This window comes from Streptomyces sp. NPDC050743 (assembly GCF_044456925.1).
GTDB lineage: Bacteria > Actinomycetota > Actinomycetes > Streptomycetales > Streptomycetaceae > Streptomyces.
In genome coordinates this window covers 1-25,940 of record NZ_JBITGJ010000010.1, presented here as the reverse complement: position 1 = coordinate 25,940, position 25,940 = coordinate 1, and the positions used below count along the sequence as shown (strand labels likewise).

At 71.2% G+C, this 25,940-nt stretch carries 15 protein-coding genes, 1 tRNA gene and 1 rRNA gene; 4 read left to right on the top strand and 13 right to left on the bottom strand.

Features of this window, described 5'->3' with window-relative positions:
* Positions 1-42: 42 nt before the first annotated feature.
* The 3 genes from ACIBJF_RS13385 (at position 43) to ACIBJF_RS13375 (ending at position 6,820) form a co-directional block, all read left to right on the top strand.
* Positions 43-5,034, top strand: a complete 4,992-nt coding sequence (locus tag ACIBJF_RS13385) for an ATP-dependent helicase (protein ID WP_399173834.1) — start codon at positions 43-45, stop codon at positions 5,032-5,034.
* 81 nt (positions 5,035-5,115) lie between these two features.
* Positions 5,116-5,961 carry an Fpg/Nei family DNA glycosylase gene (locus tag ACIBJF_RS13380; protein ID WP_399173833.1) on the top strand — a complete coding sequence of 282 codons (846 nt, stop codon included), beginning with the start codon at positions 5,116-5,118 and terminating at the stop codon, positions 5,959-5,961.
* Positions 5,962-6,055: 94 nt separating this feature from the next.
* Positions 6,056-6,820: an SDR family NAD(P)-dependent oxidoreductase gene (locus tag ACIBJF_RS13375; protein ID WP_399173832.1), complete on the top strand. Its 765-nt coding sequence runs from the start codon at positions 6,056-6,058 to the stop codon at positions 6,818-6,820.
* On the opposite strand, the gene ACIBJF_RS13370 is transcribed toward ACIBJF_RS13375, so the two are convergent.
* From ACIBJF_RS13370 to ACIBJF_RS13325, 10 genes are all read right to left on the bottom strand, one after another.
* Positions 6,768-7,046, bottom strand: a complete 279-nt coding sequence (locus tag ACIBJF_RS13370; RefSeq protein WP_399173831.1) for a hypothetical protein — start codon at positions 7,044-7,046, stop codon at positions 6,768-6,770. The two genes, ACIBJF_RS13375 and ACIBJF_RS13370, sit on opposite strands and share 53 nt — an antisense overlap.
* A gap of 211 nt (positions 7,047-7,257) precedes the next feature.
* Complete coding sequence (locus ACIBJF_RS13365) at positions 7,258-7,728, bottom strand: Dps family protein (protein ID WP_399173964.1); 471 nt, start codon at positions 7,726-7,728, stop codon at positions 7,258-7,260.
* 195 nt (positions 7,729-7,923) lie between these two features.
* Positions 7,924-8,298 carry a helix-turn-helix domain-containing protein gene (locus ACIBJF_RS13360; protein ID WP_053666341.1) on the bottom strand — a complete coding sequence of 125 codons (375 nt, stop codon included), beginning with the start codon at positions 8,296-8,298 and terminating at the stop codon, positions 7,924-7,926.
* A gap of 109 nt (positions 8,299-8,407) precedes the next feature.
* On the bottom strand, positions 8,408-8,953 hold the full coding sequence (locus tag ACIBJF_RS13355; RefSeq protein WP_399173830.1) for a CinA family protein: 546 nt from the start codon (positions 8,951-8,953) through the stop codon (positions 8,408-8,410).
* Complete coding sequence (gene pgsA / locus ACIBJF_RS13350; RefSeq protein ID WP_399173829.1) at positions 8,950-9,708, bottom strand: CDP-diacylglycerol--glycerol-3-phosphate 3-phosphatidyltransferase; 759 nt, start codon at positions 9,706-9,708, stop codon at positions 8,950-8,952. Before pgsA ends, ACIBJF_RS13355 begins: the two co-directional genes overlap by 4 nt.
* Complete coding sequence (gene rimO / locus ACIBJF_RS13345; RefSeq protein WP_399173828.1) at positions 9,705-11,177, bottom strand: 30S ribosomal protein S12 methylthiotransferase RimO; 1,473 nt, start codon at positions 11,175-11,177, stop codon at positions 9,705-9,707. The genes pgsA and rimO overlap by 4 nt, the downstream gene beginning before the upstream one ends.
* Before the next feature lie 95 nt (positions 11,178-11,272).
* The gene (locus ACIBJF_RS13340; RefSeq protein ID WP_399173827.1) at positions 11,273-12,118 is read right to left on the bottom strand and encodes a RodZ domain-containing protein; all 846 of its coding nucleotides are present in this window, start codon (positions 12,116-12,118) and stop codon (positions 11,273-11,275) included.
* 279 nt (positions 12,119-12,397) lie between these two features.
* Positions 12,398-15,127, bottom strand: coding sequence for a DNA translocase FtsK (locus ACIBJF_RS13335; RefSeq protein ID WP_399173826.1), 2,730 nt, complete (start codon positions 15,125-15,127; stop codon positions 12,398-12,400).
* Between the two features lie 124 nt (positions 15,128-15,251).
* Positions 15,252-15,932, bottom strand: coding sequence for a two-component system response regulator (locus tag ACIBJF_RS13330; protein WP_399173824.1), 681 nt, complete (start codon positions 15,930-15,932; stop codon positions 15,252-15,254).
* 299 nt (positions 15,933-16,231) lie between these two features.
* A complete protein-coding gene (locus tag ACIBJF_RS13325; RefSeq protein WP_399173823.1) occupies positions 16,232-21,691 on the bottom strand; it encodes a HAMP domain-containing protein in 5,460 nt (1,819 codons plus the stop codon).
* A gap of 409 nt (positions 21,692-22,100) precedes the next feature.
* On the opposite strand from ACIBJF_RS13325, the gene ACIBJF_RS13320 reads away from it, so the two are divergent.
* The gene (locus ACIBJF_RS13320) at positions 22,101-24,860 is read left to right on the top strand and encodes a SpoIIE family protein phosphatase (protein WP_399173822.1); all 2,760 of its coding nucleotides are present in this window, start codon (positions 22,101-22,103) and stop codon (positions 24,858-24,860) included.
* A 53-nt stretch (positions 24,861-24,913) separates the two neighbouring features.
* Here the strand turns inward: ACIBJF_RS13320 and ACIBJF_RS13315 are convergent.
* The 3 genes from ACIBJF_RS13315 to rrf form a co-directional block, all read right to left on the bottom strand.
* Positions 24,914-24,989, bottom strand: a tRNA-Thr gene (locus ACIBJF_RS13315).
* An 84-nt stretch (positions 24,990-25,073) separates the two neighbouring features.
* Positions 25,074-25,736 carry a DegT/DnrJ/EryC1/StrS family aminotransferase gene (locus ACIBJF_RS13310; protein ID WP_356305285.1) on the bottom strand — a complete coding sequence of 221 codons (663 nt, stop codon included), beginning with the start codon at positions 25,734-25,736 and terminating at the stop codon, positions 25,074-25,076.
* 116 nt (positions 25,737-25,852) lie between these two features.
* Positions 25,853-25,940: ribosomal RNA gene (gene rrf, locus ACIBJF_RS13305) — 5S ribosomal RNA — on the bottom strand; the annotation flags it as partial.

The window sequence follows — 25,940 nt, the reverse complement described above, 5'->3', positions numbered from 1 at the left end:
CAGGTCAGCGCGATTGTCAGTGGCCGGGTGCAGGATGGACGCATGGTCAGCTCCGCACACCGGGCCCTCGACGGCTTCTCACCCGCGACCCGCGGCTGGTTCACGGGGGCGTTCTCCGCGCCCACCGCGGCCCAGGCCGGCGCGTGGCAGGCCATCGGTGCGGGCTCGGACGTGCTGGTGGTGGCCCCGACCGGCTCGGGCAAGACGCTGGCCGCGTTCCTCGCCGCCCTGGACCAGCTGGCCTCGACCCCGCCCCCGGCCGATCCGAAGAAGCGCTGCCGGGTGCTCTACGTGTCCCCGCTGAAGGCCCTCGCGGTCGACGTCGAGCGCAACCTCCGCAGCCCGCTGACGGGCATCCGCCAGGAGTCCGTGCGCCTGGGCCTGCCCGAGCCCGAGGTCAGGGTCGGCATCCGCTCCGGCGACACCCCGGCGGCCGAGCGGCGCGCCCTGTCCACCCGCCCGCCGGACATCCTGATCACCACCCCCGAGTCGCTGTTCCTGATGCTGACCTCGGCCACGCGCGACGCGCTGACGGGCGTGGAGACGGTGATCCTGGACGAGGTGCACGCGGTCGCGGGCACCAAGCGCGGTGCCCATCTGGCGCTCTCCCTGGAGCGGCTGGACGAGCTGCTGCCGAAGCCGGCCCGCCGGATCGGCCTGTCGGCGACCGTCCGCCCGGTGGACGAGGTGGCCCGGTATCTCTCGCCGCGCCGCAAGGTGGAGATCGTCCAGCCGGAGTCCGGCAAGGAGTTCGACCTGTCCGTGGTCGTCCCGGTCGAGGACATGGGCGAGCTGGGCGGCTCCCCCGCGGCCGACGCCGCCGAAGGCGGCGAGAAACCGTCGATCTGGCCGCATGTGGAGGAGCGGATCGCCGACCTGGTCCAGTCCCACCGCTCCACCATCGTGTTCGCCAACTCCCGGCGCCTCGCCGAGCGGCTGTGCAACCGGCTCAACGAGATCGCCTACGAGCGTGCGACCGGCGAGACGCTGGACGAGCACCACTCCCCGGCCCAGCTGATGGGCGGCTCGGGCGCGGCGCAGGGCGCGCCCCCGGTGATCGCCCGCGCCCACCACGGCTCGGTCTCCAAGGAGCAGCGCGCCCTGGTCGAGGAGGACCTGAAGGCGGGCCGGCTCCCGGCCGTGGTCGCCACGTCGAGCCTGGAGCTGGGTATCGACATGGGCGCCGTCGACCTGGTCGTGCAGGTCGAGTCCCCGCCCTCGGTCGCCTCCGGCCTGCAGCGCGTCGGCCGTGCGGGGCACCAGGTGGGCGCCGTGTCCACCGGCGTCGTCTTCCCCAAGTACCGCGGCGACCTGGTCCAGGCGGCCGTGGTCACCGAGCGGATGCGCTCGGGCTCGATCGAGTCCCTGAAGGTGCCCGCGAACCCGCTCGACGTGCTCGCGCAGCAACTGGTCGCGATGACGGCGCTGGACACCTGGCAGTTCGACGACCTGCTCGCCGTGGTCCGCCGTGCCGCGCCCTTCGCGTCACTGCCCGAGTCGGCGTTCACAGCGGTCCTCGACATGCTCGCGGGCCGCTATCCGTCCGACGCATTCGCGGAGCTGCGCCCGCGCGTGGTGTGGGACCGCGTGGCCGGCGAGATCACCGGCCGCCCGGGCGCCCAGCGCCTCGCCGTCACCTCCGGCGGCACGATCCCCGACCGCGGCCTCTTCGGGGTCTTCCTCGCCGGATCCGACCCCAAGAAGGGCGGCGGCCGGGTCGGCGAACTCGACGAGGAGATGGTGTACGAGTCCCGGGTGGGCGACGTCTTCACGCTGGGCACGAGTTCCTGGCGCATCGAGGACATCACCCGCGACCGGGTCCTGGTCTCCCCCGCGCCCGGCGTGCCGGGCCGGCTGCCCTTCTGGAAGGGCGACCAGCTGGGCCGCCCGCTCGAACTGGGCCGCGCGGTGGGCGCGTTCCTGCGCGAGGTCGGCTCGCTGCCCAAGGACGACGCCCGGCTGCGGCTGCTGGCGGCGGGTCTGGACGCCTGGGCGGCGGACAACGTGCTGTCCTACCTGGACGAGCAGCGCGAGGCCTGCGGCCACGTCCCCGACGACCGCACGATCGTCGTGGAGCGGTTCCGCGACGAGCTCGGCGACTGGCGGGTCGTGGTCCACTCCCCCTTCGGCGCCCAGGTGCACGCCCCGTGGGCCCTCGCGCTCGGCGCCCGCCTGTCCGAGCGTTACGGCATGGACGCGCAGGTCATGCACGCCGACGACGGCATCGTGCTGCGCCTGCCCGACGCCGACCTGATGGGCCTGGACCTGCTCGACCAGGAGCCCATGAAGGCCGGCACGGTGTACGACAGCGACCAGGCACCCGTCGGCGCGGCGGACGTCGCCTTCGACAAGGGCGAGGTCGACCAGATCGTCACCGACCAGGTCGGCGGCTCCGCCCTGTTCGCCTCCCGGTTCCGTGAGTGCGCCGCCCGCGCGCTGCTACTGCCGCGCCGCAACCCCGGCAAGCGCACCCCGCTGTGGCAGCAGCGCCAGCGCGCTGCCCAACTGCTGCAGGTGGCGAGCGAGTTCGGCTCGTTCCCGATCGTCCTGGAGGCCGTCCGCGAGTGCCTTCAGGACGTCTTCGACGTCCCCGGGCTCGCGGAGCTGATGGGCGACATCGAGTCGCGCAAGGTGCGCCTGGTCGAGGTCACCACCCCGGAGCCGTCCCCGTTCGCCCGCTCCCTGCTGTTCGGGTACGTCGCCCAGTTCCTGTACGAGGGCGACTCCCCGCTCGCCGAGCGCCGCGCCGCCGCGCTGTCCCTGGACTCCCGGCTGCTGGCCGAGCTGCTGGGCCAGGCGGAGCTGCGCGAACTGCTCGACGCCGAGGTGCTGACCGAGCTGGAACGCGAGCTGCAGTGGCTCACCGAGGACCGCCGGGTCAAGGACGTGGAGGGCGTGGCCGACGTGCTGCGGCTGCTCGGTCCGCTGACCGACGCCGAGCTGGTGGCGCGGGGCGCGGACCAGCAGTGGGCGCGCGAGCTGGCCGGCGCCCGCCGGGCCATCAAGGTCCGCATCGCCGGCGCCGACCACTGGGCGGCGGTCGAGGACGCGGGCCGGCTGCGGGACGCGCTCGGCACGGCACTGCCGGTCGGCGTGCCCGAGGCCTTCACCGAGCCGGTCAAGGACCCGCTGGGCGACCTCCTCGCCCGTTACGCCCGCACCCACGGCCCGTTCACGTCGGCCACGGCGGCGGCCCGCTTCGGCCTGGGCGTGGCGGTCACCGATGGCGCCCTGCAACCGCTCGCCGCGAACGGCCGGGTGGTGCAGGGCGAGTTCCACCCGGCGGGCATCGGCCAGGAGTGGTGCGACGCGGCCGTACTGCGCCGCCTGCGCCGCCGCTCCCTGGCGGCCCTGCGCCATGAGCTGGAGCCCGTGCCACCGGCCGCGCTCGCCGAGTTCCTGCCCCAGTGGCAGCACATCGGCAAGGGCCACAGTCTGCGCGGCATCGACGGACTGGTGCGCGCCATCGAGCAGTTGCAGGGCGCCTCCGTGCCCGCCTCCGCCCTGGAGAAGCTGGTCCTGCCCTCCCGCGTGGCGAACTACACGCCCTCGATGCTCGACGAGCTGACCGCCGCGGGCGAAGTGGTGTGGTCCGGCGCGGGCGCCCTGCCCGGCAAGGACGGCTGGGTCTCCCTCTATCTGGCGGACGCGGCTCCCCTGCTGCTCCCGCCGCCCCACCCCCTGGAGCTGACCGCGCTCCACCAGTCCGTCCTGGATGCCCTCTCCGGTGGCTACGGCCTGTTCTTCCGCCAGATCGCCGACCAGGTCCGTGCCACCACCCACCCCGACGTCACCGACCCTGAGCTGGCCGACGCGCTGTGGGATCTGGCCTGGTCGGGCCGGCTCACCAACGACACCCTCGCGCCGATGCGCTCCCTGCTGGGCTCGGGCCGTACGGCGGGCTCGACCGCCCACCGCGCCAAGCGCGCCGTGCCGCGCGGGCGCTACGGCTCTCTGACGGCCGCCGCACGCACCGCGTCCCGTACCGGCCCGCCGACGGTCGCCGGCCGCTGGTCACTGCTGCCCGCGGCCGAGCCGGACCCCACCGTGCGCGCGCACGCGCTGGCCCGCACCCTGCTGGACCGGCACGGCGTGGTCACCCGCGGGGCGGTCGCCGCGGAGGGGGTCGAGGGCGGTTTCTCGGCGGTGTACCGGGTGCTGTCCGCGTTCGAGGACAGCGGCCAGGCGCGGCGCGGCTATGTGGTCGAGGGCCTGGGCGCGGCCCAGTTCGCCATGGACGGCGCGGTGGACCGGCTCCGCGCGGTGTCCAACGCCCGCGAGCGCGGCGACGGCCTGGCCGCCGCGGCCCCCGGCAACGGCTTCCCGACTCCCTCGAACGGCTTTGCCGCACCGGCGTTCCCGAACGACTTCGGCGCAAGCGACGGCGCGCCGCACGAACACCCCTTCACCGGCGCCTTCGACGGGTCGGACGCCGGTTTCGCCCACCCCGGCCTCGACGGCGACTTCACCTGGCCGCCGGCAGACCCCCCGCCCGCCCCCGGCGACTATGTCTCGCCCCGCGACCTCGCCGATCCCTTCACCTCGCCCGGCTACGGCGGCCCCCGCGGGGGCGGAGCCGGCGCCTACGGCTCACCGGCGCACCGGGGGTACGGCGGCGGTCGTACGGGCACAACCTCACCCGACCCGCGTGCCGCGGTCCTCGCCGCGGCCGATCCCGCCAACTCGTACGGCGCGGCCTTGTCCTGGCCCGAGCCGCCGACCGGTGCCGGGCACAAGCCGGGCCGCAAGGCGGGCTCGCTGGTCGTCCTGGTGGAGGGCGAGCTCACGCTGTACATGGAGCGCGGCGGCAAGACCCTGCTGGCCTGGCCCGCCGGCCCGGACACTGCGGCCCCGGACGACCCCCGGCTCCGTACGGCCGCCGAGGCGCTGGCCGCAGCGGCCCGCGCGGGCTCCCTGGGTACGGTCACGGTCGAGCGGATCAACGGCGCCCAGGCACTGACCTCGCCGATAGGCACCCTGCTCGAAGCGGCGGGCTTCGTGGCCACACCGCGCGGCCTGCGCCTGAGAGCATGACCGCCGACGAGCGCCCTGCCGGCGCCGATGAACGCCCCGCCGGCGAACGCCCGCCTCACCCGGCCGTGGCACCCTTGACGCATGCCCGAAGGTGACACGGTCTGGCAGGCCGCGAGGCGGCTGCACGAGGCCCTCGCGGGCAAGGCGCTGACCCGCAGCGACTTCCGGGTGCCGAAGTACGCGACGGTCGACCTCACGGGTCGTACGGTGCTCAGCACGGTCCCTCGCGGCAAACACCTGCTCACCCGGTTCGAGGGCGGCCTGACCCTCCACACGCATCTGCGGATGGAGGGCGCCTGGAAGGTGTACGGCACCGGCGAGCGCTGGCGGGGCGGTCCGGCACACCAGATCCGGGCGATCCTCGGCACCGCCGACCGTACGGCCGTGGGCTACCGGCTCCAGGTCCTGGAGCTGCTGCGCACGGGCGAGGAGCAGCGGGTCGTCGGCCACCTGGGCCCCGATCTGCTCGGCCCGGACTGGGACTCCGAGCGCGCCCTCGCCAACCTCCTCGCCGACCCCGCCCGCCCGCTCGGCGAGGCCCTGCTCGACCAGTGCAACCTCGCCGGCATCGGCAACATCTACAAGAGCGAGCTGTGCTTCCTGCTGGGCGTCACGCCGTGGCTGCCGATCGGCGCGCTGCCCGCGGACCGCGCCGAGAAGCTGCCCGCGCTCGCCAAGAGACTCCTGGAGGCGAACCGCGACCGCCCGGTCCGCCAGACCACGGGCCTGCACCGGCACGACCTGTTCGTCTACGGCCGCGCACCCCGCCCCTGCCTGCGCTGCCACACCCCGGTCCGCGTGGCCGACCAGGGCGACGGCTCCCGGGAACGCCCCACCTACTGGTGCCCCACCTGCCAGGCGGGCCCCGCCCCGGCCCCCGGCTCACCCCGGCACCGACAAGACCTTCGGCCCCGCCGCACCACCTGACGCCCCGCCCCGCACCCCTGGCCCGTGGCACGCACACCAAGCCGATCCCGCCCAGTAATTGACGGACCGTCAGAAACGCTCGTACCGTCGGTACATGCCCCTCACGGCGTACGACCTCACGGGACGCACCGCTTTCGTCACCGGAGCCGCCGGCGGTATCGGCCGGGCCTCCGCCGTGCTGCTCGCCGAGGCGGGCGCGACGGTGCACTGCGCCGACCGGGACGCGGACGGCCTGCGGGGCACGGCGGAGCTGATCGAGAAGCGCGGCGGCACGGCCCGTACCCGTGTCCTGGACGTCACCGACCGGGCGCGGGTCGCCGAGGCCGTCCAGTCCTGCGGGCGCCTGGACGTGATGGCGGCGATCGCCGGGATCATGCACAGCAGCGCCGTGCTGGAGACCCGCGACGAGGATCTCGACCGGGTGCTGAACGTCAACTTCAAGGGCGTGCTGTACGCCTGCCAGGAGGCGGCCCGCTCGATGCTGGCCCATGACACGCGGGGCAGCATCGTCACCATGGCCTCCGGCGCGGTCGACACCGGCGGGCCCGGGCTGCTCTGCTACGGCGCGGCGAAGGCGGCCGTGGTCCAGTTGACCAGGACGCTGGCCACCGAGGTCGGCCGGCACGGCATCCGGGTCAACGCGATCGCGCCGGGCTGGATCCGCACCCCGATGACCGCCCGTCACGACGGCGAGGCGCAGGCGCACACCGAGGGCGTGATGGCCAGGATGGCGCCGCTGGGCCGGGTCGGTGAGCCGGACGACGTCGCTCACGCGGTGCTGTACCTGGCCTCGGACGCCTCGGCGTTCACGACGGGTCAGATACTTCGCCCGAACGGGGGCGTGGCGATGCCCTGGTAACGTCCCGCACACGCCAGGCGGCCACCCAGCGCCCCTTCGGCACCGCACCCGCGGCCTGCCCCTTGGGGACGCAGTGCACGGGCAGCACGCTCAGCCCCCAGCCGCCGGCCGCGACGGCGGCTTCCAGCAGGCCCGCGCCCTGCCCCAGGGTGATCCGCAGCACGGCCCACCACCACACGGCCGTGAGCCCCAGCCCGACCGTCCAGCGCACTATCCGCCCCACCATGGCCGTCACCACCTCCTGCGGGACGCTAGTGCGCGGCCCGCACGGCGCGGGAGGCGCACATCGGACTCATCGGTGCACAGGACCGGCCCGTCCGGCGTCCGAGGACGAGGGCGAAGGCCGAAGGCCCGGGGGCCCGGGCCCGGCAGCCTCTGGACGGTGAGGCCAGCAGAGGGCAACCACCGGGCACAGGCACCCACCCCGGCCACCGCACCTAGGCGTGCTCCGCCTGGAACATCCAGTGATGCTTCTCCAGATCCGCCGTGATCCCGATGAAGATGTCCTGGGACACCGGATCCGGCTCCCCCGTCGCCGCCACCCGCACCCGCATCGCGGCGATCACCGCGCCGAGCGCGTCCACCATCGCCCCGACGGCGTCCCCGTCCTTGATCCAGCCCGCCGGAGTGGTGCCGATGCCGCTGCCGGAGGCCACCGTGGCGGCGCGCCCGTCCGGCGGTACGCCCAGGGCCGAGGCCCGCTCGGCGACCGTGTCGGAGTGGGTGCGCGCGGAGGCGACGACCTCGTCGAGCTGGAGGTGGATGGAGCGGAAGCGGGGCCCGACGATGTTCCAGTGGATCTGCTTGGCGACCAGGGAGAGGTCCACCAGGTCCACGAGGGCGCCCTGCAGCGCCTCGGCCACGGTCTTCAGGTCTCCCTCGGCCAGCGGGCTCTTCACGACGTACATCCGCTTCCTCCGGTGCTTCGGCGCCGTCACGTCCCTCCACCATGACCGCACCGACCGAGCCCGGCAAACGGGCACAAAAGTGACGCACATCGCGCCTGTGGCCGACAAAAAAGAAAGCCCCGGCCTCGCTTCCCGGGTTCGTCCCGAGAAGCCCGGCCGGGGCTTCACACGTTCGCTAAGCCGCGCGGGCGTACGTCACGCGGCGACCACGTCCACCGCCTCCGCGGGCGCCTTGATGGTCACCCGTTCCGGTGGCACACCGGTCACCGAGACGGAACCCAGCATCGGACGGACCGGCGTGGGCACGGGCTCGGTGGCCGCGGCGGACTGGGCCAGTTCGGCGAGCGCCAGCTCGTCGCTCACTTCTCGCATGAGTTCCGACATCCGTACGTCCAGCGCGTCGCAGATGGCGGCGAGCAGCTCGGAGGAAGCCTCCTTCTGCCCCCGCTCCACCTCGGAGAGATAGCCGAGTGAGACTCGGGCGGACGAGGAGACTTCGCGCAGAGTACGGCCCTGGCGTTGGCGCTGCCGACGCAGCACGTCACCCAGCAGGCGACGGAGCAGAATCATCGGTGGCTCCCTCCTCGGACCGCGTAGCCGCATCCTTCTCGCCCCACCGTACCGCCTCGCGCTGCGGCCGTGCGGGGAGCGATGTCGTGTTCACTCAGGGCTGCAAACATCAAAACCCCCCGTTCCGTTCCGTATCCTGTGCCCGCTCATTACCGGTCTGTTCGCCCGCAAGCTGCTCGAGGAGCACTGCGAGTACGCTCCGTACACTCTCCATACGAATTTCCGCACGACTGCCGTTCAACCGCAGGGCTTCCACTTTTCCGCCACCGGCGGAACCAGGGCGGTCGGTCAGTGGCCCGTCGACGGCCACGAAGACCGTCCCGACGGGTTGGCCGTCCTGCGGTTCGGGGCCAGCGACTCCGGTGGTCGCGATGCCCCAGTCGGCGCCCAAAACCTTCCGTACTCCGGCTGCCATCTGGCTCGCGACCTGCGGATCCACCGCTCCTCGCTGCGCCAGCAGGGTGGCGTCGACACCCAGCAGCTCATGCTTCAGCTCGGTGGCGTAGGCGGTGACCGAACCCCGGAACACCTTGGACGCTCCGGGGACCGAGGTGATCTCCGCCGCCACCAGGCCACCGGTGAGCGACTCGGCGACGGCGAGGGTCTCGCCCCTCACGGTCAGTAGTCGCACCAGTTCGGTGGCTGGCGAGCTCACGCTTCCTTCTCCTCCAACGCCGCCGCGCGCTCGGCGATTCCCTGCCTGCGCAGCACGATGGCTTGTCTCACATAGTCGAGTCCGGTGACGACGGTGAGGACGACCGCCGCGGCCATCACCCAGAACCTCAGCGTGGCCAGCCATCCCGTCAGCGCCAGGACATACATCCCGACCGCCACCCCCTGGGTGAGGGTCTTGAGCTTGCCGCCACGGCTGGCCGGGATCACGCCGTAGCGAATGACCAGAAAACGCAGCAGCGTGATGCCGAGTTCCCGGCCGAGGATGACGGCCGTCACCCACCACGGCAGATCGCCCAGGGCCGACAGACAGATCAGCGCCGCCCCCATGATCGCCTTGTCGGCGATGGGGTCGGCGATCTTCCCGAAGTCGGTGACCAGGTTGTAGGTGCGCGCCAGATGCCCGTCGAACAGGTCGGTGATCATGGCGATCGCGAAGGCCGCCCAGGCCAGCGAGCGCCAGGCCGGGTCGTAGCCGCCGTTCGCCAGCATCAGTGCCACGAAGCCGGGCACCAGGACCAGCCGGAGCATGGTCAGGAGATTGGCCACGTTCCAGACGCTCGCCTGGTTGACGGCCGCGGCCGCGATCTTCCCACCGCGCGCGGGCCTGCCGCCGTTGTCGGGACCTGGAGCAGAACCGGAGACCTCGGACCGAGCGCCGTCGGCAGCGGCGGCGGAACCCCGGGCGCCGTGCGCGCCGGAGGAGCCACCCGCGGCGGATGCCGGGACTCCGGTCATCTGCCCGCCTCCTCACCGCACGCGAGCGAGCCGATCAGCGGCTCGGCAACCAAGTCGACACCCTCCGTACCGACCACCTTCGCCTCGACCATACGTCCGACGCCGAGGCCGGCGCCGCTCGTGAGCAGAACCTGGCCGTCGGTCTCGGGCGCCTGGTGCGCGGCACGGCCGTACACGCCCTCTTCCTCGTCGACGGACTCGACCAGGACGTGCACGGTCGCGCCGACGCGCTCCTCGGCGCGCTGCGAGACGAGTTCCTCGGCCAGCCGGGACACCCGGGCCAGGCGCTCGGCCACGACGTCCGCGTCGAGCTTGTCGTCGTACGTCGCCGCCTCCGTGCCCTCCTCGTCGGAGTAGCCGAAGACGCCGATGGCGTCCAGGCGGGCGCCGTTCAGGAAGCGCTCCAGCTCGGCCAGGTCCGCCTCGCTCTCGCCGGGGAAGCCGACGATGAAGTTGGAGCGCACACCGGCCTCGGGGGCCTTGGAGCGGATCGTGTCGAGCAGCTCCAGGAAGCGGTCGGTGTCACCGAAGCGGCGCATGGCGCGCAGCACGCCGGGCGCGGAGTGCTGGAAGGACAGGTCGAAGTACGGGGCGACCTTCGGGGTGGAGGCCAGCACGTCGATCAGGCCGGGACGCATCTCGGCCGGCTGCAGATAGCTCACCCGCACCCGCTCGATGCCGTCGACGTCGGCCAGCTCCGGCAGCAGGGACTCCAGCAGGCGGATGTCGCCCAGGTCCTTGCCGTAGGAGGTGTTGTTCTCGGAGACCAGCATGATCTCCTTCACGCCCTGTTCGGCCAGCCACCGCGTCTCGTTCAGCACGTCGCTGGGGCGGCGGGAGATGAAGGAGCCGCGGAAGGACGGGATGGCGCAGAAGGAGCAGCGCCGGTCGCAGCCGGAGGCCAGCTTCACCGAGGCGACCGGGGAGCCGTCGAGGCGGCGGCGCAGGGGCGCGCGGGGGCCGGAGGCGGGCGCCACGCCCTCCGGCAGGTCGGCAGGGCCGTGCCCGGGCAGGGCGACGGACGCGGCGGATTCCTGCCGCTCGGCCGGGCTGATCGGGAGCAGCTTGCGGCGGTCGCGCGGGGTGTGGGAGGCGTGGACGCCGCCGGACAGGATGGTCTGCAGGCGGTCGGAGATGTTCACGTAGTCGTCGAAGCCGAGCACGCCGTCGGCCTCGGGCAGCGCCTCGGCGAGCTCCTTGCCGTACCGCTCGGCCATGCAGCCCACCGCCACGACGGCCTGGGTTCTCCCATGGTCCTTGAGGTCGTTGGCCTCCAGGAGGGCGTCGACGGAGTCCTTCTTCGCGGCCTCGACGAAGCCGCACGTGTTGACCACGGCGACGTCGGCGTCCGCGGCGTCCGCGACGAGTTGCCAGCCGTCCGCCTCCAAACGGCCTGCGAGCTCCTCCGAGTCCACCTCGTTACGGGCGCAGCCGAGAGTGACGAGTGCGACGGTACGGCGTTCAGGCATGGGCTCAAGAGTACTTCGTCTCACCGACAGCCCACGTCGACGGGGTTGGCCGATCCTGGCCAACCCCGTCACACACGCTCTCCCCCAAGGGCCGCTCAGCCCGCCACCGGGTCGCCCTTCGTGTAGGTGAGGCGCTCCACCTGGCCCGGCTGGAAGTTGTCGTCGATCTTCTTGCCGTTGACGTACAGCTCGATCGCGCCGGCGTCGCCGAGGATCAGGTTGATCTTGGAGCTGTCCTGGAAGGTCTTGGACTCGCCCTTCTTCAGCAGCCCGTCGAAGAGCATCCGGCCGTTGTGGTCCTTGGCCGAGATCCAGCTGCGTCCGTCGGGCGCGCTGACCTGGACGGTCACCTTGTCCTGGGGCGCGGCGGCGATGGCGCTGTCGGAGGGCTCGGGGGTCGGTGTGGCGGGCTTGTCCTTCTTCGGCGTGGGCGAGGCGGACTTGCTCGGCGCGGGCGTGCCGCCGCCCCCGGCGACCTGCGACTTCGCGTCGTTGCCCGAGTCGCCGCCCTTGACCGCGGTGAAGCCGACGAAGCCGATCACCACGACGATCGCGGCGACCATGGCGGCGGTCCAGTTCGGCCCGCGCCGCTCCGGCCGGATCCGTTCGGCCTCGAACAGGGGTGCTGCCGGGGTGGGCGCGGGACGGCCGCCGTGCTCGGCGTCGTACTGGGCGATCAGGGGTGCGGGATCGAGGTGGACGGCCTTCGCCAGCGTACGGAGGTGTCCGCGGGCGTACACATCGCCGCCACAGGGGCCGAAGTCGTCCGCCTCGATGGCGTGGATGATGGCGATACGGACACGAGTGGCGGTGCTGACGTCGTCCACGGTGAGCCCGGCCGCGATCCGCGCCTGCTGCAGGGCGCGGCCCACGGAGACACGGGCTTCCTGGGACTCGTCTTGGAACGGACGCTCGTCTTCAGGGGAGTTGCCGATGGACACGGGGGCGCCTTTCGAGCGTGTAGCCACCTGTGCTGGAAGCTCAGTCTAGGGGGGGTACGAAAGGGTGGGGCAACCGGGCGGTCTTACTTGTCCACCATAGGAATGGCCGGACATTCCTATGATTCGACAGGCGGGCAGCCCATGGTGGGACGCCCATCTGTCCTTTCGCTCAACTGGACGTACGACGAAGGGAAACGGTTGCTCGACGCTCTCTAACGGGTGGATCACGACGGCGCCCGCCACCCGGTGTGACCGGCGTCCGCCGGACGGCCCTTCGCCCTACTCCTCAGACTCCCCGCGAATCATGGCGAGCACGCCGTCCAGTTCCTCAGGCTTCACAAGAACGTCACGCGCCTTGGATCCCTCGCTCGGCCCCACGATGTTGCGGGACTCCATGAGGTCCATGAGCCGCCCGGCCTTGGCGAAGCCGACGCGCAGCTTGCGCTGGAGCATGGAGGTCGACCCGAACTGGGTCGAGACGACCAGCTCGGCCGCCTGGCACAGCAGGTCCAGGTCGTCGCCGATGTCCTCGTCGATCTCCTTCTTCTGCTTGGTGCCGACCGTGACGTCCTCCCTGAAGACGGGCGCCATCTGGTCCTTGCAGTGCTGTACGACGGCCGCGACCTCGGCCTCGGTGACGAACGCGCCCTGCATACGGGTCGGCTTGTTCGCGCCCATCGGCAGGAACAGGCCGTCGCCCTTGCCGATCAGCTTCTCGGCGCCGGGCTGGTCGAGGATGACCCGGGAGTCGGCGAGCGAGGAGGTGGCGAAGGCGAGCCGGGAGGGCACGTTGGCCTTGATGAGGCCGGTGACCACGTCGACCGACGGGCGCTGGGTGGCGAGCACCAGATGGATGCCGGCCGCGCGCGCGAGCTGGGTGATGCGCACGATCGCGTCCTCGACGTCGCGCGGGGCGACCATCATCAGGTCGGCCAGCTCGTCCACGATCACCAGCAGGTACGGGTACGGCTGCAGCTCGCGCTCGCTGCCCTCGGGCGGCTTGACCTTGCCGTCGCGGACGGCCTGGTTGAAGTCGTCGATGTGCCGGTAGCCGTACGCCGCGAGGTCGTCGTAGCGCAGGTCCATCTCGCGTACGACCCACTGCAGCGCCTCGGCGGCCCGCTTGGGGTTGGTGATGATCGGCGTGATCAGGTGCGGGATGCCCTCGTAGGCGGTCAGCTCCACGCGCTTGGGGTCGACCAGGATCATCCGGACGTCCTCCGGTGTCGCCCGCATCATGACCGAGGTGATCAGGCAGTTGATGCAGGACGACTTGCCGGAGCCGGTCGCACCGGCGACCAGCATGTGCGGCATCTTCGCCAGCGAGTGCATCACGTACCCGCCCTCGACGTCCTTGCCGAAGGCGACGAGCATCGGGTCGTCGTCCTCGGCGGACTCCGCGAGGCGCAGCACGTCGCCGAGGTTGACCATCTCCCGGTCGGTGTTCGGGATCTCGATGCCGACCGCGGACTTGCCGGGGATCGGGCTGATGATCCGCACGTCCGGGCTGGCGACGGCGTACGCGATGTTCTTGGTCAGCGCGGTGATCCGCTCGACCTTCACGGCGGGACCGAGCTCGACCTCGTAGCGGGTGACCGTCGGGCCGCGGGTGAAGCCGGTGACGGCCGCGTCGACCTTGAACTCGGTGAAGACCTGGGTGAGCGAGGCGACGACCGCGTCGTTCGCGGCGCTGCGCGCCTTGCCGGGGCCGCCGCGCGTGAGCAGGTCCAGCGCCGGCAGCGCGTAGGTGACGTCCCCGGAGAGCTGGAGCTGCTCCGCGCGCGGCGGCAGGTCGCGCGGCTCCTCGGGGGCCTTCTTGGTGAGGTCGGGGACGGTCCCGAGCTTGAGCTTCTCCTGCTTGGGGCGCGCGGCCGGGACCGGCGTCGGGGCGGGCGCGGGGGCCGGCGCCGGGGTGGGCACCGGCGTGGTCTCCTCGCGGTCGCCCACGCTGACGCCCTGGGTGAGGTCCGCGACCAGCGGGGAGGGCGGCATGCCGTGCAGCACCGCGCCGTCGAGCGCCGCGGCGGCGGCCGCGGCGACGTCCACGGCGTCCATCCGGCGCTGTGGGTCCGGCTGGGGCACCGCGGAGCGCCTGGGGCGGCCACGGCGCTGCGAGAGGGCCTCCTCCTCGGCGCTGTCGGGGTCGTACGCCCGGGGGGCGGACGAGCGCTTACGGGAGCGCGCGGGCAGCGCCTCGCGCCACTGGTCGTCGTACCGCTCGTCGTCATCGGTGAACTCGTCCGCCTCGTGGTCGTGCAGCACGCCCAGGCGTACGCCGAGCGCGCGCAGCCGCTGCGGGACGGCGTTGACCGGGGTGGCGGTCACCACGAGCAGCCCGAAGACCGTCAGCAGCACCAGCAGCGGTACGGCGAGCGCGTCGCTCATGGAGTACGTCAGCGGGGTGGCCGCCGCCCAGCCGATGAGTCCGCCGGCGTCCCTTATGGCCTGCATGCCGTCGCTGCGGGCGGGCGAACCGCAGGCGATGTGGACCTGCCCGAGCACGCCGATGACGAGCGCGGACAGGCCGATCACGATCCGCCCGTTGGCCTCGGGCTGCTCCGGGTGCCGGATGAACCGTACGGCGATCACCGCGAGCAGTATCGGCACCAGCAGGTCGAGCCGGCCGAAGGCGCCGGTGACGAGGATCTCCACCAGATCGCCGACGGGCCCCTTCAGGTCGGCCCAGGTGCCGGCGGCGACGATCAGCGCGATGCCGAACAGCAGCAGCGCGATGCCGTCCTTGCGGTGGGCCGGATCGAGGTTCCTCGCGCCCTTCCCTATGCCGCGGAAGACGGCGCCGACGGCGTGCGCGAGGCCCAGCCAGAGGGCGCGCACGAGCCGGTACACGCCCCCGGTGGGGCTGGGCGCCGGCTTCGGCGGCGCGGCCTTTCTGGCCGGGGCCTTCTTGGCCGGGGCCTTCTTCGCTGCGGCCTTCTTCGCCGGAGCCTTCGCCGGAGCGGCCGCCTTCCTGGCGGGCTGCTTCTTGGCTGCGGAGGGACGTGAGGCCATGGGTGTGAGGTTACCGGGGGAGACGACAGCGGACACGTGTGCCCACAGCTTCACCCGTTCGTGTCGCCCTTGCGGGAGACCGGAACTGACGCACGCTCATCGGCAACCACCGCCCGGGCGGACGTCAGTTCTGCGCCGGCACCGAAGAGCCGCCCGGGCCGGCGCCCGGCTCCAGGGCGTCGAGCGCGCGCCGCAACCCGGTGAGTTTGCGCTCCAGATGGGCCGCCGTGGCCACCGCGGCCGCGTCCGCCGAATCGTCGTACAGCTGCTTGGACAGGGCCTCGGCCTGCTCCTCGACGGCCGCGAGCCGCGCGGACAGCTCGGCGAGCAGCCCGGCGGACTCCTTGCCGCCGACCGCGCCCTTGCCGCCGCCCTCCAACTGCAGCCGCAGCAGCGCCGCCTGCTCCCGCAGCTGGCAGTTCTTCATGTACAGCTCGACGAACACCGAGACCTTCGCGCGCAGGACCCACGGGTCGAAGGGCTTGGAGATGTAGTCGACCGCGCCCGCCGCATAGCCCCGGAAGGTGTGGTGCGGGCCATGGTTGATCGCCGTGAGGAAGATGATCGGGATGTCCCGGGTCCGCTCGCGCCGCTTGATGTGCGCGGCGGTCTCGAATCCGTCCATGCCCGGCATCTGGACATCCAGCAGAATGACCGCGAAATCGTCCGTGAGCAGTGCCTTGAGCGCTTCCTCCCCGGACGATGCCCGCACCAGCGTCTGATCGAGCGCAGAGAGGATCGCCTCCAGCGCCAGCAGATTCTCCGGCCGGTCATCGACCAGGAGGATCTTGGCCTTCTGCACCATGGCCCGCCCTCCTCGCCCCGGCGGTACACCGGGCGCCGCCCCAGGGGACGACTCCCTTTCGCCGCCCGTCCTTGTGCCGGTCATCGTAGCCGCACCCCGCCCGTCGCCACACCCTGTCACCGCGATGTCACTGTGCACATACCGGAAACGCGGCGGGGGCCGGGGTGGTTCCCGGAATCCGGCATTCCCATACGTTCGCAGGCCACCTTAAGCCGTACCTTCGCCCTCACCTCAAGTGGACAACTCCCGACCCACGCCAAGGGTTCCCCGGGTGTTCACATCCCGGAGCGCCGATCTCGTCACTTTCCACCCATCCACTGCTGCATCACGGTCAGCAGATGATCCGGGTCGACCGGCTTGGTCACGTAGTCGGAGGCACCGGACTCGATCGCCTTCTCCCGGTCGCCCTTCATCGCCTTCGCGGTCAGCGCGATGATCGGCAGCCCGGCGAACTGCGGCATCCTGCGGATCGCCGTGGTCGTCGCGTACCCGTCCATCTCCGGCATCATGATGTCCATCAGCACGACCGCCACGTCGTCGTGCTGCTCCAGCACCTCGATGCCCTCCCGGCCGTTCTCGGCGTACAGCACCGACAGACCGTGCTGCTCCAGGACGCTGGTCAGCGCGAACACGTTGCGGATGTCGTCGTCGACGATCAGCACCTTCTCGCCGCCGAACCGCACCCCGCGCGCGGACTGCGGCGCGCTCTCCTGCTCCGCCACCGCCGTCCACGGCTCGGGCCGCTGCTCGCCCTGCGGCAGACCCCGGCGCCGGCGCCGGAAGAGCGCCGCGGGACCGTTCTGCGTCTCGCGGTAGGACTTCACCTCGGCCGGGGTCTCGATCTCCACGGCGGACAGCTCCGAGGACCGCTCGGCCTCCGAGGCCAGCAGCTCGCCCGCCTCCAGCGCGGGCACGGACTGCTGGTAGCCCTGCGGCGGCAGCTCGCTCGGGTGCAGCGGCAGGTACAGCGTGAACGTCGAGCCGCGGCCCGGTTCGCTCTGCGCGTGGATCTCACCGCCGAGCAGCTGCGCGATCTCCCGGGAGATCGACAGGCCGAGGCCGGTGCCGCCGTACTTGCGGCTGGTCGTGCCGTCCGCCTGCTTGAACGCCTCGAAGATCACCCGCATCTTGCTGGCCGCGATGCCGATGCCGGTGTCCGTCACCGAGAACGCGATCAGCGGCCCGTCCGGATCGGCCAGCGAGCCGGCCTCCAGCAGCTGCTCCCGGATGCCCACCGGCACGTCGGCGCCGGCCGGCCTGATCACCAGCTCCACCGATCCGGAGTCGGTGAACTTCACCGCGTTCGACAGCAGGTTGCGCAGCACCTGCAGCAGCCGCTGTTCGTCGGTGTGCAGGGTCGCGGGCAGCTCCGGGGAGACCCGTACGGACAGGTCCAGGCCCTTCTCCGCGGTCAGCGGACGGAAGGTGGCCTCCACGTAGTCCACGAGCTGCACGAGCGCGATACGCGTCGGCGAGACGTCCATCTTGCCCGCCTCGACCTTCGACAGGTCGAGGATGTCGTTGATCAGCTGAAGCAGGTCGGAGCCGGCGCCGTGGATGGTCTCGGCGAACTCCACCTGCTTGGGCGAGAGGTTGCCCTCGGCGTTGTCGGCGAGCAACTTGGCCAGAATCAGCAGCGAGTTGAGCGGCGTACGCAGCTCGTGCGACATGTTGGCGAGGAACTCGCTTTTGTAGCGCATCGACACCGCGAGCTGCTCGGCGCGCTCCTCCAGGACCTGCCGGGCCTCCTCGATCTCGGTGTTCTTCACCTCGATGTCGCGGTTCTGCCGGGCCAGCAGCTCGGCCTTCTCCTCCAGTTCGGCGTTGGAGGCCTGCAGCGCCTTCTGCCGGTTCTCCAACTCGGCCGAGCGCTCCCTCAGTTGCTCGGTCAGCTCCTGAGACTGCTTCAGCAGCTGCTCGGTCTTGGTGTTGACCGAGATGGTGTTGACGCTCGTCGCGATCATCTCGGCGATCTGGTTGAGGAAGTCCTTCTGGATCTGCGTGAACGGCGTGAAGGAGGCGAGCTCGATCACACCGAGCACATTGCCCTCGAACAGCACCGGCAGCACGATCACCTGCGCCGGCGGGGCCTCGCCGAGGCCGGAGGAGATCTTCAGATAGCCGCTGGGCGCGTTCTCCACCAGGATCGCGCGTTTCTCCTGGGCGGCCGTGCCGACCAGCGCCTCACCGGGCCGGAACGACGTCGGCATGGAACCCATCGAGTAGCCGTACGAGCCCAGCATCCGCAGCTCGTAGTTGTCCTCGCCGTCGCCGACGTCCTTGCCCTCCATCAGCGGCATCGTCAGGAAGAACGCGCCGTGCTGCGCGGAGACGACCGGCGTCAGCTCGCTCATGATCAGCGAGGCCACGTCCTCCAGGTCCCGGCGGCCCTGCATGAGGCCGGAGATACGGGCCAGATTGCCCTTGAGCCAGTCCTGCTCCTTGTTGGCGATCGTGGTGTCGCGCAGGTTGGCGATCATCTTGTTGATGTAGTCCTGCAGCTCCTGGATCTCGCCGGACGCGTCGACGTCGATCTTCAGGTTCAGGTCGCCGCGGGTCACCGCGGTCGCCACGCGCGCGATGGCACGCACCTGCCGGGTCAGGTTCCCGGCCATCTCGTTCACCGACTCGGTCAGGTCCCGCCAGGTGCCGTCGACGTCACGCACGCGTGCCTGGCCGCCGAGCTGTCCCTCCGTGCCCACCTCGCGGGCCACGCGCGTGACCTCCTCGGCGAAGCTGGACAGCTGATCAACCATGGTGTTGATCGTCGTCTTCAGCTCGAGGATCTCGCCGCGCGCGTCGATGTCGATCTTCTTCGTCAGGTCACCCTTGGCGATCGCCGTCGTGACCATCGCGATGTTGCGCACCTGACCGGTCAGGTTGGACGCCATCTGGTTCACGGACTCGGTGAGGTCCTTCCAGGTGCCGGCCACACCCGGTACGTGCGCCTGGCCGCCCAGGATGCCGTCCGTGCCCACCTCACGGGCCACCTTGGTGACCTGGTCGGCGAACGAACTCAGCGTCTTGACCATGATGTTGATGGTGTCGGCGAGCTGCGCGACCTCGCCGCGCGCCTCGATCGTCACCTGACGCGTCAGGTCGCCGTTGGCGACGGCCGAGGCGACCTGGGAGATGTTCCGCACCTGCATGGTCAGGTTGTTGGCCATCAGGTTGACGTTGTTGCTCAGGTCCTTCCAGATGCCCGTGACACCCGGCACGTGCGCCTGGCCGCCGAGGATGCCCTCGGTGCCCACCTCACGGGCCACCCGGGTCACCTGCTCGGCGAAACTGGACAGCTGATCAACCATCGTGTTGACCGTCGTGACGAGCTCGAGGATCTCGCCCTTCGCGTCAACAGTGATCTTCTTCGACAGGTCGCCCTTGGCGACCGCGGTCGTGACCTCGGCGATGTTGCGCACCTGGATCGTCAGGTTGTTCGCCATGAAATTCACGGACTGCGTGAGGTCCTTCCAGGTGCCGGAGACACCCTGCACCTCGGCCTGACCGCCGAGGATGCCCTCCGTACCCACCTCACGGGCCACACGCGTGACCTCCTGGGCGAACGACGACAGCTGGTCCACCATCGTGTTCAGCGTGTTCTTCAGCTCCAGGATCTCCCCGCGCGCGTCCACGGTGATCTTCTGGGAGAGGTCACCGCGTGCCACGGCCGTCGCGACCTGCGCGATGTTGCGCACCTGGGCCGTCAGGTTGCCGGCCATGCCGTTCACGGAGTCGGTCAGGTCCCGCCAGACACCGGCCACACCGGGCACCTGCGCCTGACCGCCGAGGCGGCCCTCGGTACCCACGTCACGGGCCACCCGGGTCACCTGGTCGGCGAAGGCGGACAGCTGATCAACCATCGTGTTGATCGTGTTCTTCAGCTCGAGGATCTCGCCGCGCGCGTCGACGTCGATCTTCTGCGACAGGTCACCGCGCGCCACGGCCGTCGTCACCTGCGCGATCTGCCGCACCTGCGAGGTCAGGTTGCCGGCCATGAAGTTGACGGAGTCCGTCAACTCCTTCCACGTGCCCGACACGCCGTCCACCCGGGCCTGGCCGCCCAGCCGGCCCTCCGTACCCACGTCCCGGGCCATCCGCGTGACCTGGTCGGCGAAGCTCGACAGCTGGTCCACCATCGTGTTCACGGTGTTCTTCAGCTTCAGCATCTCGCCGGAGACGTCCACGGTGACCTTCTGGGAGAGGTCGCCGTTGGCCACCGCCGTGGTCACCTGGGCGATGTTGCGCACCTGACCGGTGAGGTTGCGGAACGCGGTGTTGACGGAGTCGGTCAGGTCCTTCCAGGCACCGGCCGCGCCCGGCACCTGCGCCTGGCCGCCCAGCTCACCCTCGACACCGATCTCCCGCGCGACCCGCGTCACCTCGGCGCCGAAGGCCGACAGCTGGTCCACCATCCCGTTGACGGTGTTCTTCAGCTCCAGCATCTCGCCGGCCACGTCGACCGTGACCTTCTGCGACAGGTCACCGTTGGCCACGGCCGTCGTCACCGTGGCGATGTCCCGCACCTGCGTGGTCAGGTTCCGGAAGACCGTGTTGACGGAGTCCGTCAGGTCCTTCCACGTACCGGCGGCGCCCGGCACGTTCGCCTGCCCGCCGAGCCGGCCCTCCGCGCCGACCTCGTTCGCCACGCGCGTGACCTCGTCCGCGAAGATCCGCAGCGTCTCGGTCATCTGGTTGATCGTCTCGGCGAGCTGCGCGACCTCGCCGCGCGCCGGAACCGTCACCTTCTGCGACAGATCGCCGTTGGCGACGGCGGTCGTGACCTGCGAGATGCCTCGCACCTGCGCGGTCAGGTTGCCCGCCATCGTGTTGACGGAGTCGGTCAGCTCCTTCCACACGCCGGCCACACCCGGCACCTGCGCCTGACCGCCCAGAATGCCCTCGGTGCCCACCTCACGGGCCACCCGGGTCACCTCGACGGAGAAGGAGGACAGCTGCTCCACCATCGTGTTGACGGTGTTCTTCAGCTCCAGCATCTCGCCGGCGACCTGCACGGTCACCTTGCGTGACAGATCACCCCGCGCCACCGCCGTCGTCACCAGGGCGATGTCGCGCACCTGGGCGGTCAGCTGCCGTGCCATGGTGTTGACGGACTCGGTCAGGTCCTTCCACGAACCGGACATACCGCGCACCCTGGCCTGACCGCCGAGCTTGCCCTCGGTGCCGACCTCGCTGGCCACGCGCGTGACCTCGTCCGTGAAGGTGGACAGCTGGTCGACCAGGTTGTTGACGGTACGGCCGACCTTCAGGAACTCACCCCGCAGCGGGTGCCCGGTGCCGCCGTCCAGTGCCTGCGTCCGCAGCTCCATCCGCGGCGACAGATCACCCTCGGCCACCGCCGTGAGCACCCGGCCGACCTCCGACACCGGCCACACGAGATCGTCGACCAGAGCGTTGGAGGCGTCGATCGCGGACGCCCAGGAGCCCTCGCAGGCCCCCGTCTCCAGCCGCTCCGTGAGTTTGCCCTCACGGCCCACCATGCGCCGTACCCGGGACAGCTCACCGGTCAGATGCAGGTTCCGGTCGGCCACCTCGTTGAAGACGGCCGCGATCTCCGACATCACACCGTCCCCGGAGACGGTGAGCCGCTTGCGGAAGTTCCCGTCGCGCATCGAGACGAGAGCCGCCAGCAGCCGGTTCAGGGCAGCCGTGTCCACGGCGGTGGTCTCGCCGCGCTTGCCCAGGGACGGTCCGCCTTTCGCGCGCGTCTTCGTGCCACGCGTCGCCGCGCCAGACTCCACTGTGTCCCTCCCGGAGGGGTAGACCGTTACTGCTGTGCTCGGCCGCTTCGGCCCGGCGTGCCGGTCTTCGGCATACCGGTTACTTCCGCGTACCGGTTACTGCTGCGTATTTCTGCCAGACGAGATCCGGCCACACCAGAGGCTGCTGCCCGCCGTACACGGAACACACGCAGGCTGACCCGACCTTCATCAGAAGCTTGCCCAGTGTTTCACCCCGGCCCAACCAGGCCATAACAGTTCGGCAGCTTCGCACATCGTCCGCACACCATGGGGGGTAAACACCGGCGACCGGCATCCGCTCGGACGGCGAAGGTAAGTAACCTTGCATGCGGCTGTCCAGCCGCACCGGTCCGACCGGCTTGGGCGGTGGCACGAGAACGAGCGGGCATCGGAGGGGCGGCCGCAGACCATGACCACCGGAGTCATCCCCGGGGAACAGCCCCCGGAGCCACAGCCGACGGGCGAGCTGATGCCGCAGCAGCGGCGCGAGCCCGCCGGCCACGCAGCCCTGCACGTAGACAACCGGTCGAGGAGTTCTGTGATCACCGCGCGCGCGGCCGCCACCTTCGAGCCCGTGGGGCGATCCGTAGCGACTGCCCGGTCCTTCGTCCGCGACACCCTCCAGGGCTGGGGCTTCGCCGACATCGTCGACGACGCCGTGGTCCTCACCAGCGAGCTGGTGACCAACGCGGTCGTCCACGCGGGCACGCACGCGGACGTCCTGTGCCTGCGCGCCGAGGACGGTGTGCGCATCGAGGTCTCGGACCGCTACCCCGAGCGCGAGGTCCCCCTCCAGAACTCCGCCGTCTCCATGGGCAGCCCCGACCGCGAGGGCGGCCGCGGCCTGCAGCTGTGCGCGGCCCTGGCCACCCGCTGGGGCGTGGACTACTCGCCCACCCACAAGAACGTCTGGTTCCAGCTCAACCTCCCCGAACGCTCGGTCGGCACCCGCACCGCCGGCCCGTGCCTGCCGGCCGACCTGCTGCCGCTGGCCGACGGCCGGGTCCGCGTCGCGGTCCTCCAGGTGGACCGCAAGGGCTCGATCACCTCCTGGAACGAGGACGCCGAAGAACTGTTCGGCTATTCGACCGCCGAGGTGATCGGCAGGCCCCTGACCGAACTGGCGGCCTGGCCGCACACCCCGGGCACCAGCACCGGCGTGGCCGAGGCCCTGCAGCTCTCCCGCTGGGAGGGCAGCTACGGCATCCGCGGCGCCGACGGCCGGGTGGCCACGGTCTACGCCTCCCACCTCAGGGTCCGCGACACCGGCGGCGAACCTTCCACCGTCTGTCTCCTGGTCCGCGACGACGAGCGTGCCGTGCTGCAGAGCCCGCCGCGCGTCCCGGCCGGCGACCAGGCCCCGTCCTCCGACGGCCAGAACACCGACCCCTTCGAGGTCTTCATCGGCTCCCCCGCCCCGGACGACCTCGACGGCCTCCTGCAGCGCACGGTGGAGCGCGCCCGCGACATGCTCGACGGCGACTCCGCGTTCCTGCTGCTGGCCACCGACGACGAGACCGAACTGGAGGTCCGCGCCTCCACGGGCCTGCCCTCCGCCCGCCAGCGCTTCGCGCGCGTGCCCGTCGAGGCCGGCCCCGGCCGCTACGGCTCCGCACGCATGCCGGCCGTCCACGACGACCTCACCGCCGTACCCGGCGCCGTACCGCTGCTGTCCGGCACCGGCATGCGCTCGGTCGTCACCGTCCCGCTGAAGGTCGAGGGCCGCCTCACCGGCTCCCTCGGCGTCGCGGCCGAGGCACCGGGCCGGTACTCCAACGAGGAGGCACTGCGCCTGCAGTTCGCGGCCGACCGCATCGCCCTGGCCGTCGAGTCGGCCCGCCTGGGCGAGCTGGAGCGGCTGCGCCGCGGCTCCCTGAGCTTCCTGGTCGAAGCCTCCGACCTGCTGGCCGGCACCCTGGACCGCGACCAGACGATGGCCCTGATGGCCCAGATGACGGTCCCGACGCTGGCCACCTGGTGCGCCGTCTACACGATCGCCGACCAGGCCTCCGAGCCGTATCTGTCGTACGTCCTGCACGAGGACGAGGAACTCATCGACGGCATCAAGTCGTTGCTGTCGAAGGTCCCGCCGCCGGACCCGGTACCAACCCCCGGCGCCCGCGTCTGGACCACCCCCGGCGAAGTCGCCCACCAGGCGGCCCTGCGCACCTCCATGCGCAGCCTCGGCCTGTCCGGCGGCCCCACGCGCCAGATCTCCTCGGGCATCGGCCCGACCCTCGCCACGGCCGCCGCGGTCGGCGGCGAGACGGTCGTCCTGCCGCTCGTGGCCCGCAACCGCGTCATCGGCATGCTGACCCTCGGCAAGCCCACCGACGAACACTTCCGCCAGGAAATCCTGGAATTGGCCGAGGACCTCTCCCGCCGGGCCGCGCTCGCCCTGGACAACGCCCGCCTGTACTCGGAGCGCACGGCCATCAGCCAGTCCCTCCAGCGCAGCCTGCTCCCGCCGGGCCTGCCGCAGATCGGCGGCGTAGAGGTGGAGGTCATCTACCGCGCGGCCGGCGAGGGCAACGAGGTCGGCGGCGACTTCTACGACCTCTTCCCGATCGGCAACGGCGCCTACGGCTTCGCGATCGGCGACGTGTGCGGTACGGGCCCGAACGCGGCGGCGGTCACCGGCCTGGCCCGGCACGCCCTGCGCCTGCTGGCCCGCGAGGGCCTGTCCGGACCGGCGGTCCTGCAGCGCCTGAACTCCGCGATCCTCGACGAGGGCGACCGCAGCCGCTTCCTGACCCTGCTCTACGGCGAGATGCGCCCGCAGGAGGACGGCAGCGCCGAGCTGAAGGTGGTCTGCGCCGGCCATCCGCTCCCGCTGCGCCTGCGCCAGGACGGCACGGTGACGCCGGCCGCCGAACCGCAGCCGCTGCTGGGCGTGATCGAGGACCTGGAGCTGTACGAGGAGACCGTCACCCTCGACCCCGGCGATGTGCTCCTGTGCGTCACGGACGGTGTCACGGAACGCCGTGAGGGCACGCGCATGCTGGGCGACGACGGCCTCGCCGACGTCCTCACGACGTGCACGGGTCTGACAGCGGGTGCGGTCGCCGCACGCATCATGCGCGCGGTGGAACGCTTCGCGTCGGACGCGCCGTCGGACGACATGGCCATCTTGGCGATGCGTGTCCCGGGAATCCACAAGGACGCCTGAGCCGGCATCAGACACGAAAAAGGCCTCACCCGGAAGGGTGAGGCCTTTTCTGCTGGAGCCCCCAAACGGAATCGAACCGTTGACCTTCTCCTTACCATGGAGACGCTCTGCCGACTGAGCTATAGGGGCTTGTCGTTTTCGAGGTTTCCCTCGCGGCGACGACGAAACTGTACCCCGAGCAGGCCCGAGTTCCCAAATTCGTTCGGAACCCACTCAGTAGGCGGGCTGCAGCAGTCCCCCGAGCGCGTTGCACGCCGACACGATCCGCTGCATCTCCCGCTTGGTGAGCGCGGCGTCCACGGGCAGCGTCAGCGTCTCGTCGGCAGCCAGCTCGGTCTCCGGCAGGGACACGCACCGACGGAACTCCGGCAGCCGGTGCACGGGCGTCTTGACCGGCACCCGGCACTCAACTCCCTTGGCCCGCAAGGCCATCGCGAAGGCGTCCCGGTCCGGCCGGCCGTTCCCCGGCACCCGCACGACGTACTGCTGGTAGGTGTGCCCGTCCCCGCCGTCCGGCGTCCGTACGCCCCTGAGCTTGGCGTCGAGGTAGGCGGCGCGCTCCCTGCGCTGCGCTATCTCGTCGTACGGCGCCTCGGACTCGCCCTGCTCCAGCACCAGCACCTCGTGCCGCTGCCCGAGCGCGTGCAACCGCCGCACATCGGCCCGCCGTCCGAAGCGGTGTACGACAACGACCGCAGCCGTACGCGGGGTTACGGCTGCCTCGACAGCGCCGGGGTCGAGGCAGTAGGTCACCGGGTCTATGTCGGCGAACACCGGGAGCGCACCGGCCAGGGTCACGGCCTCGGCGACCTCGACATTCCCGAAGGCAGGCACGACGACCTCGTCACCGACTCCGACGCCGGCGGCCCTGAGCATTGCAGCAGTTCCCATGTGCTGGATGCTGGGCGCGTAGGGTGAACGACACGTTAAGCGAAACGTAAAAAGGTCGGACCCCGAACCGAAGTTCAGGATCCGACCTTTTTATAAGAATTGTTCGGCGGCGTCCTACTCTCCCACAGGGTCCCCCCTGCAGTACCATCGGCGCTGTGAGGCTTAGCTTCCGGGTTCGGAATGTAACCG

What these genes read in the sequence shown, in the direction of transcription:
- ACIBJF_RS13385 (WP_399173834.1), top strand. Translation starts at nt 43, where the DNA reads ATGGTCAGCTCCGCACACCGGGCCCTCGACGGCTTCTCACCCGCGACC.
- ACIBJF_RS13380 (WP_399173833.1), top strand. Translation starts at nt 5,116, where the DNA reads ATGCCCGAAGGTGACACGGTCTGGCAGGCCGCGAGGCGGCTGCACGAG.
- ACIBJF_RS13375 (WP_399173832.1), top strand. Translation starts at nt 6,056, where the DNA reads ATGCCCCTCACGGCGTACGACCTCACGGGACGCACCGCTTTCGTCACC.
- ACIBJF_RS13370 (WP_399173831.1), bottom strand. Translation starts at nt 7,046, where the DNA reads ATGGTGGGGCGGATAGTGCGCTGGACGGTCGGGCTGGGGCTCACGGCC.
- ACIBJF_RS13365 (WP_399173964.1), bottom strand. Translation starts at nt 7,728, where the DNA reads ATGTACGTCGTGAAGAGCCCGCTGGCCGAGGGAGACCTGAAGACCGTG.
- ACIBJF_RS13360 (WP_053666341.1), bottom strand. Translation starts at nt 8,298, where the DNA reads ATGATTCTGCTCCGTCGCCTGCTGGGTGACGTGCTGCGTCGGCAGCGC.
- pgsA (WP_399173829.1), bottom strand. Translation starts at nt 9,708, where the DNA reads ATGACCGGAGTCCCGGCATCCGCCGCGGGTGGCTCCTCCGGCGCGCAC.
- rimO (WP_399173828.1), bottom strand. Translation starts at nt 11,177, where the DNA reads ATGCCTGAACGCCGTACCGTCGCACTCGTCACTCTCGGCTGCGCCCGT.
- ACIBJF_RS13335 (WP_399173826.1), bottom strand. Translation starts at nt 15,127, where the DNA reads ATGGCCTCACGTCCCTCCGCAGCCAAGAAGCAGCCCGCCAGGAAGGCG.
- ACIBJF_RS13330 (WP_399173824.1), bottom strand. Translation starts at nt 15,932, where the DNA reads ATGGTGCAGAAGGCCAAGATCCTCCTGGTCGATGACCGGCCGGAGAAT.
- ACIBJF_RS13320 (WP_399173822.1), top strand. Translation starts at nt 22,101, where the DNA reads ATGACCACCGGAGTCATCCCCGGGGAACAGCCCCCGGAGCCACAGCCG.
- ACIBJF_RS13310 (WP_356305285.1), bottom strand. Translation starts at nt 25,736, where the DNA reads ATGCTCAGGGCCGCCGGCGTCGGAGTCGGTGACGAGGTCGTCGTGCCT.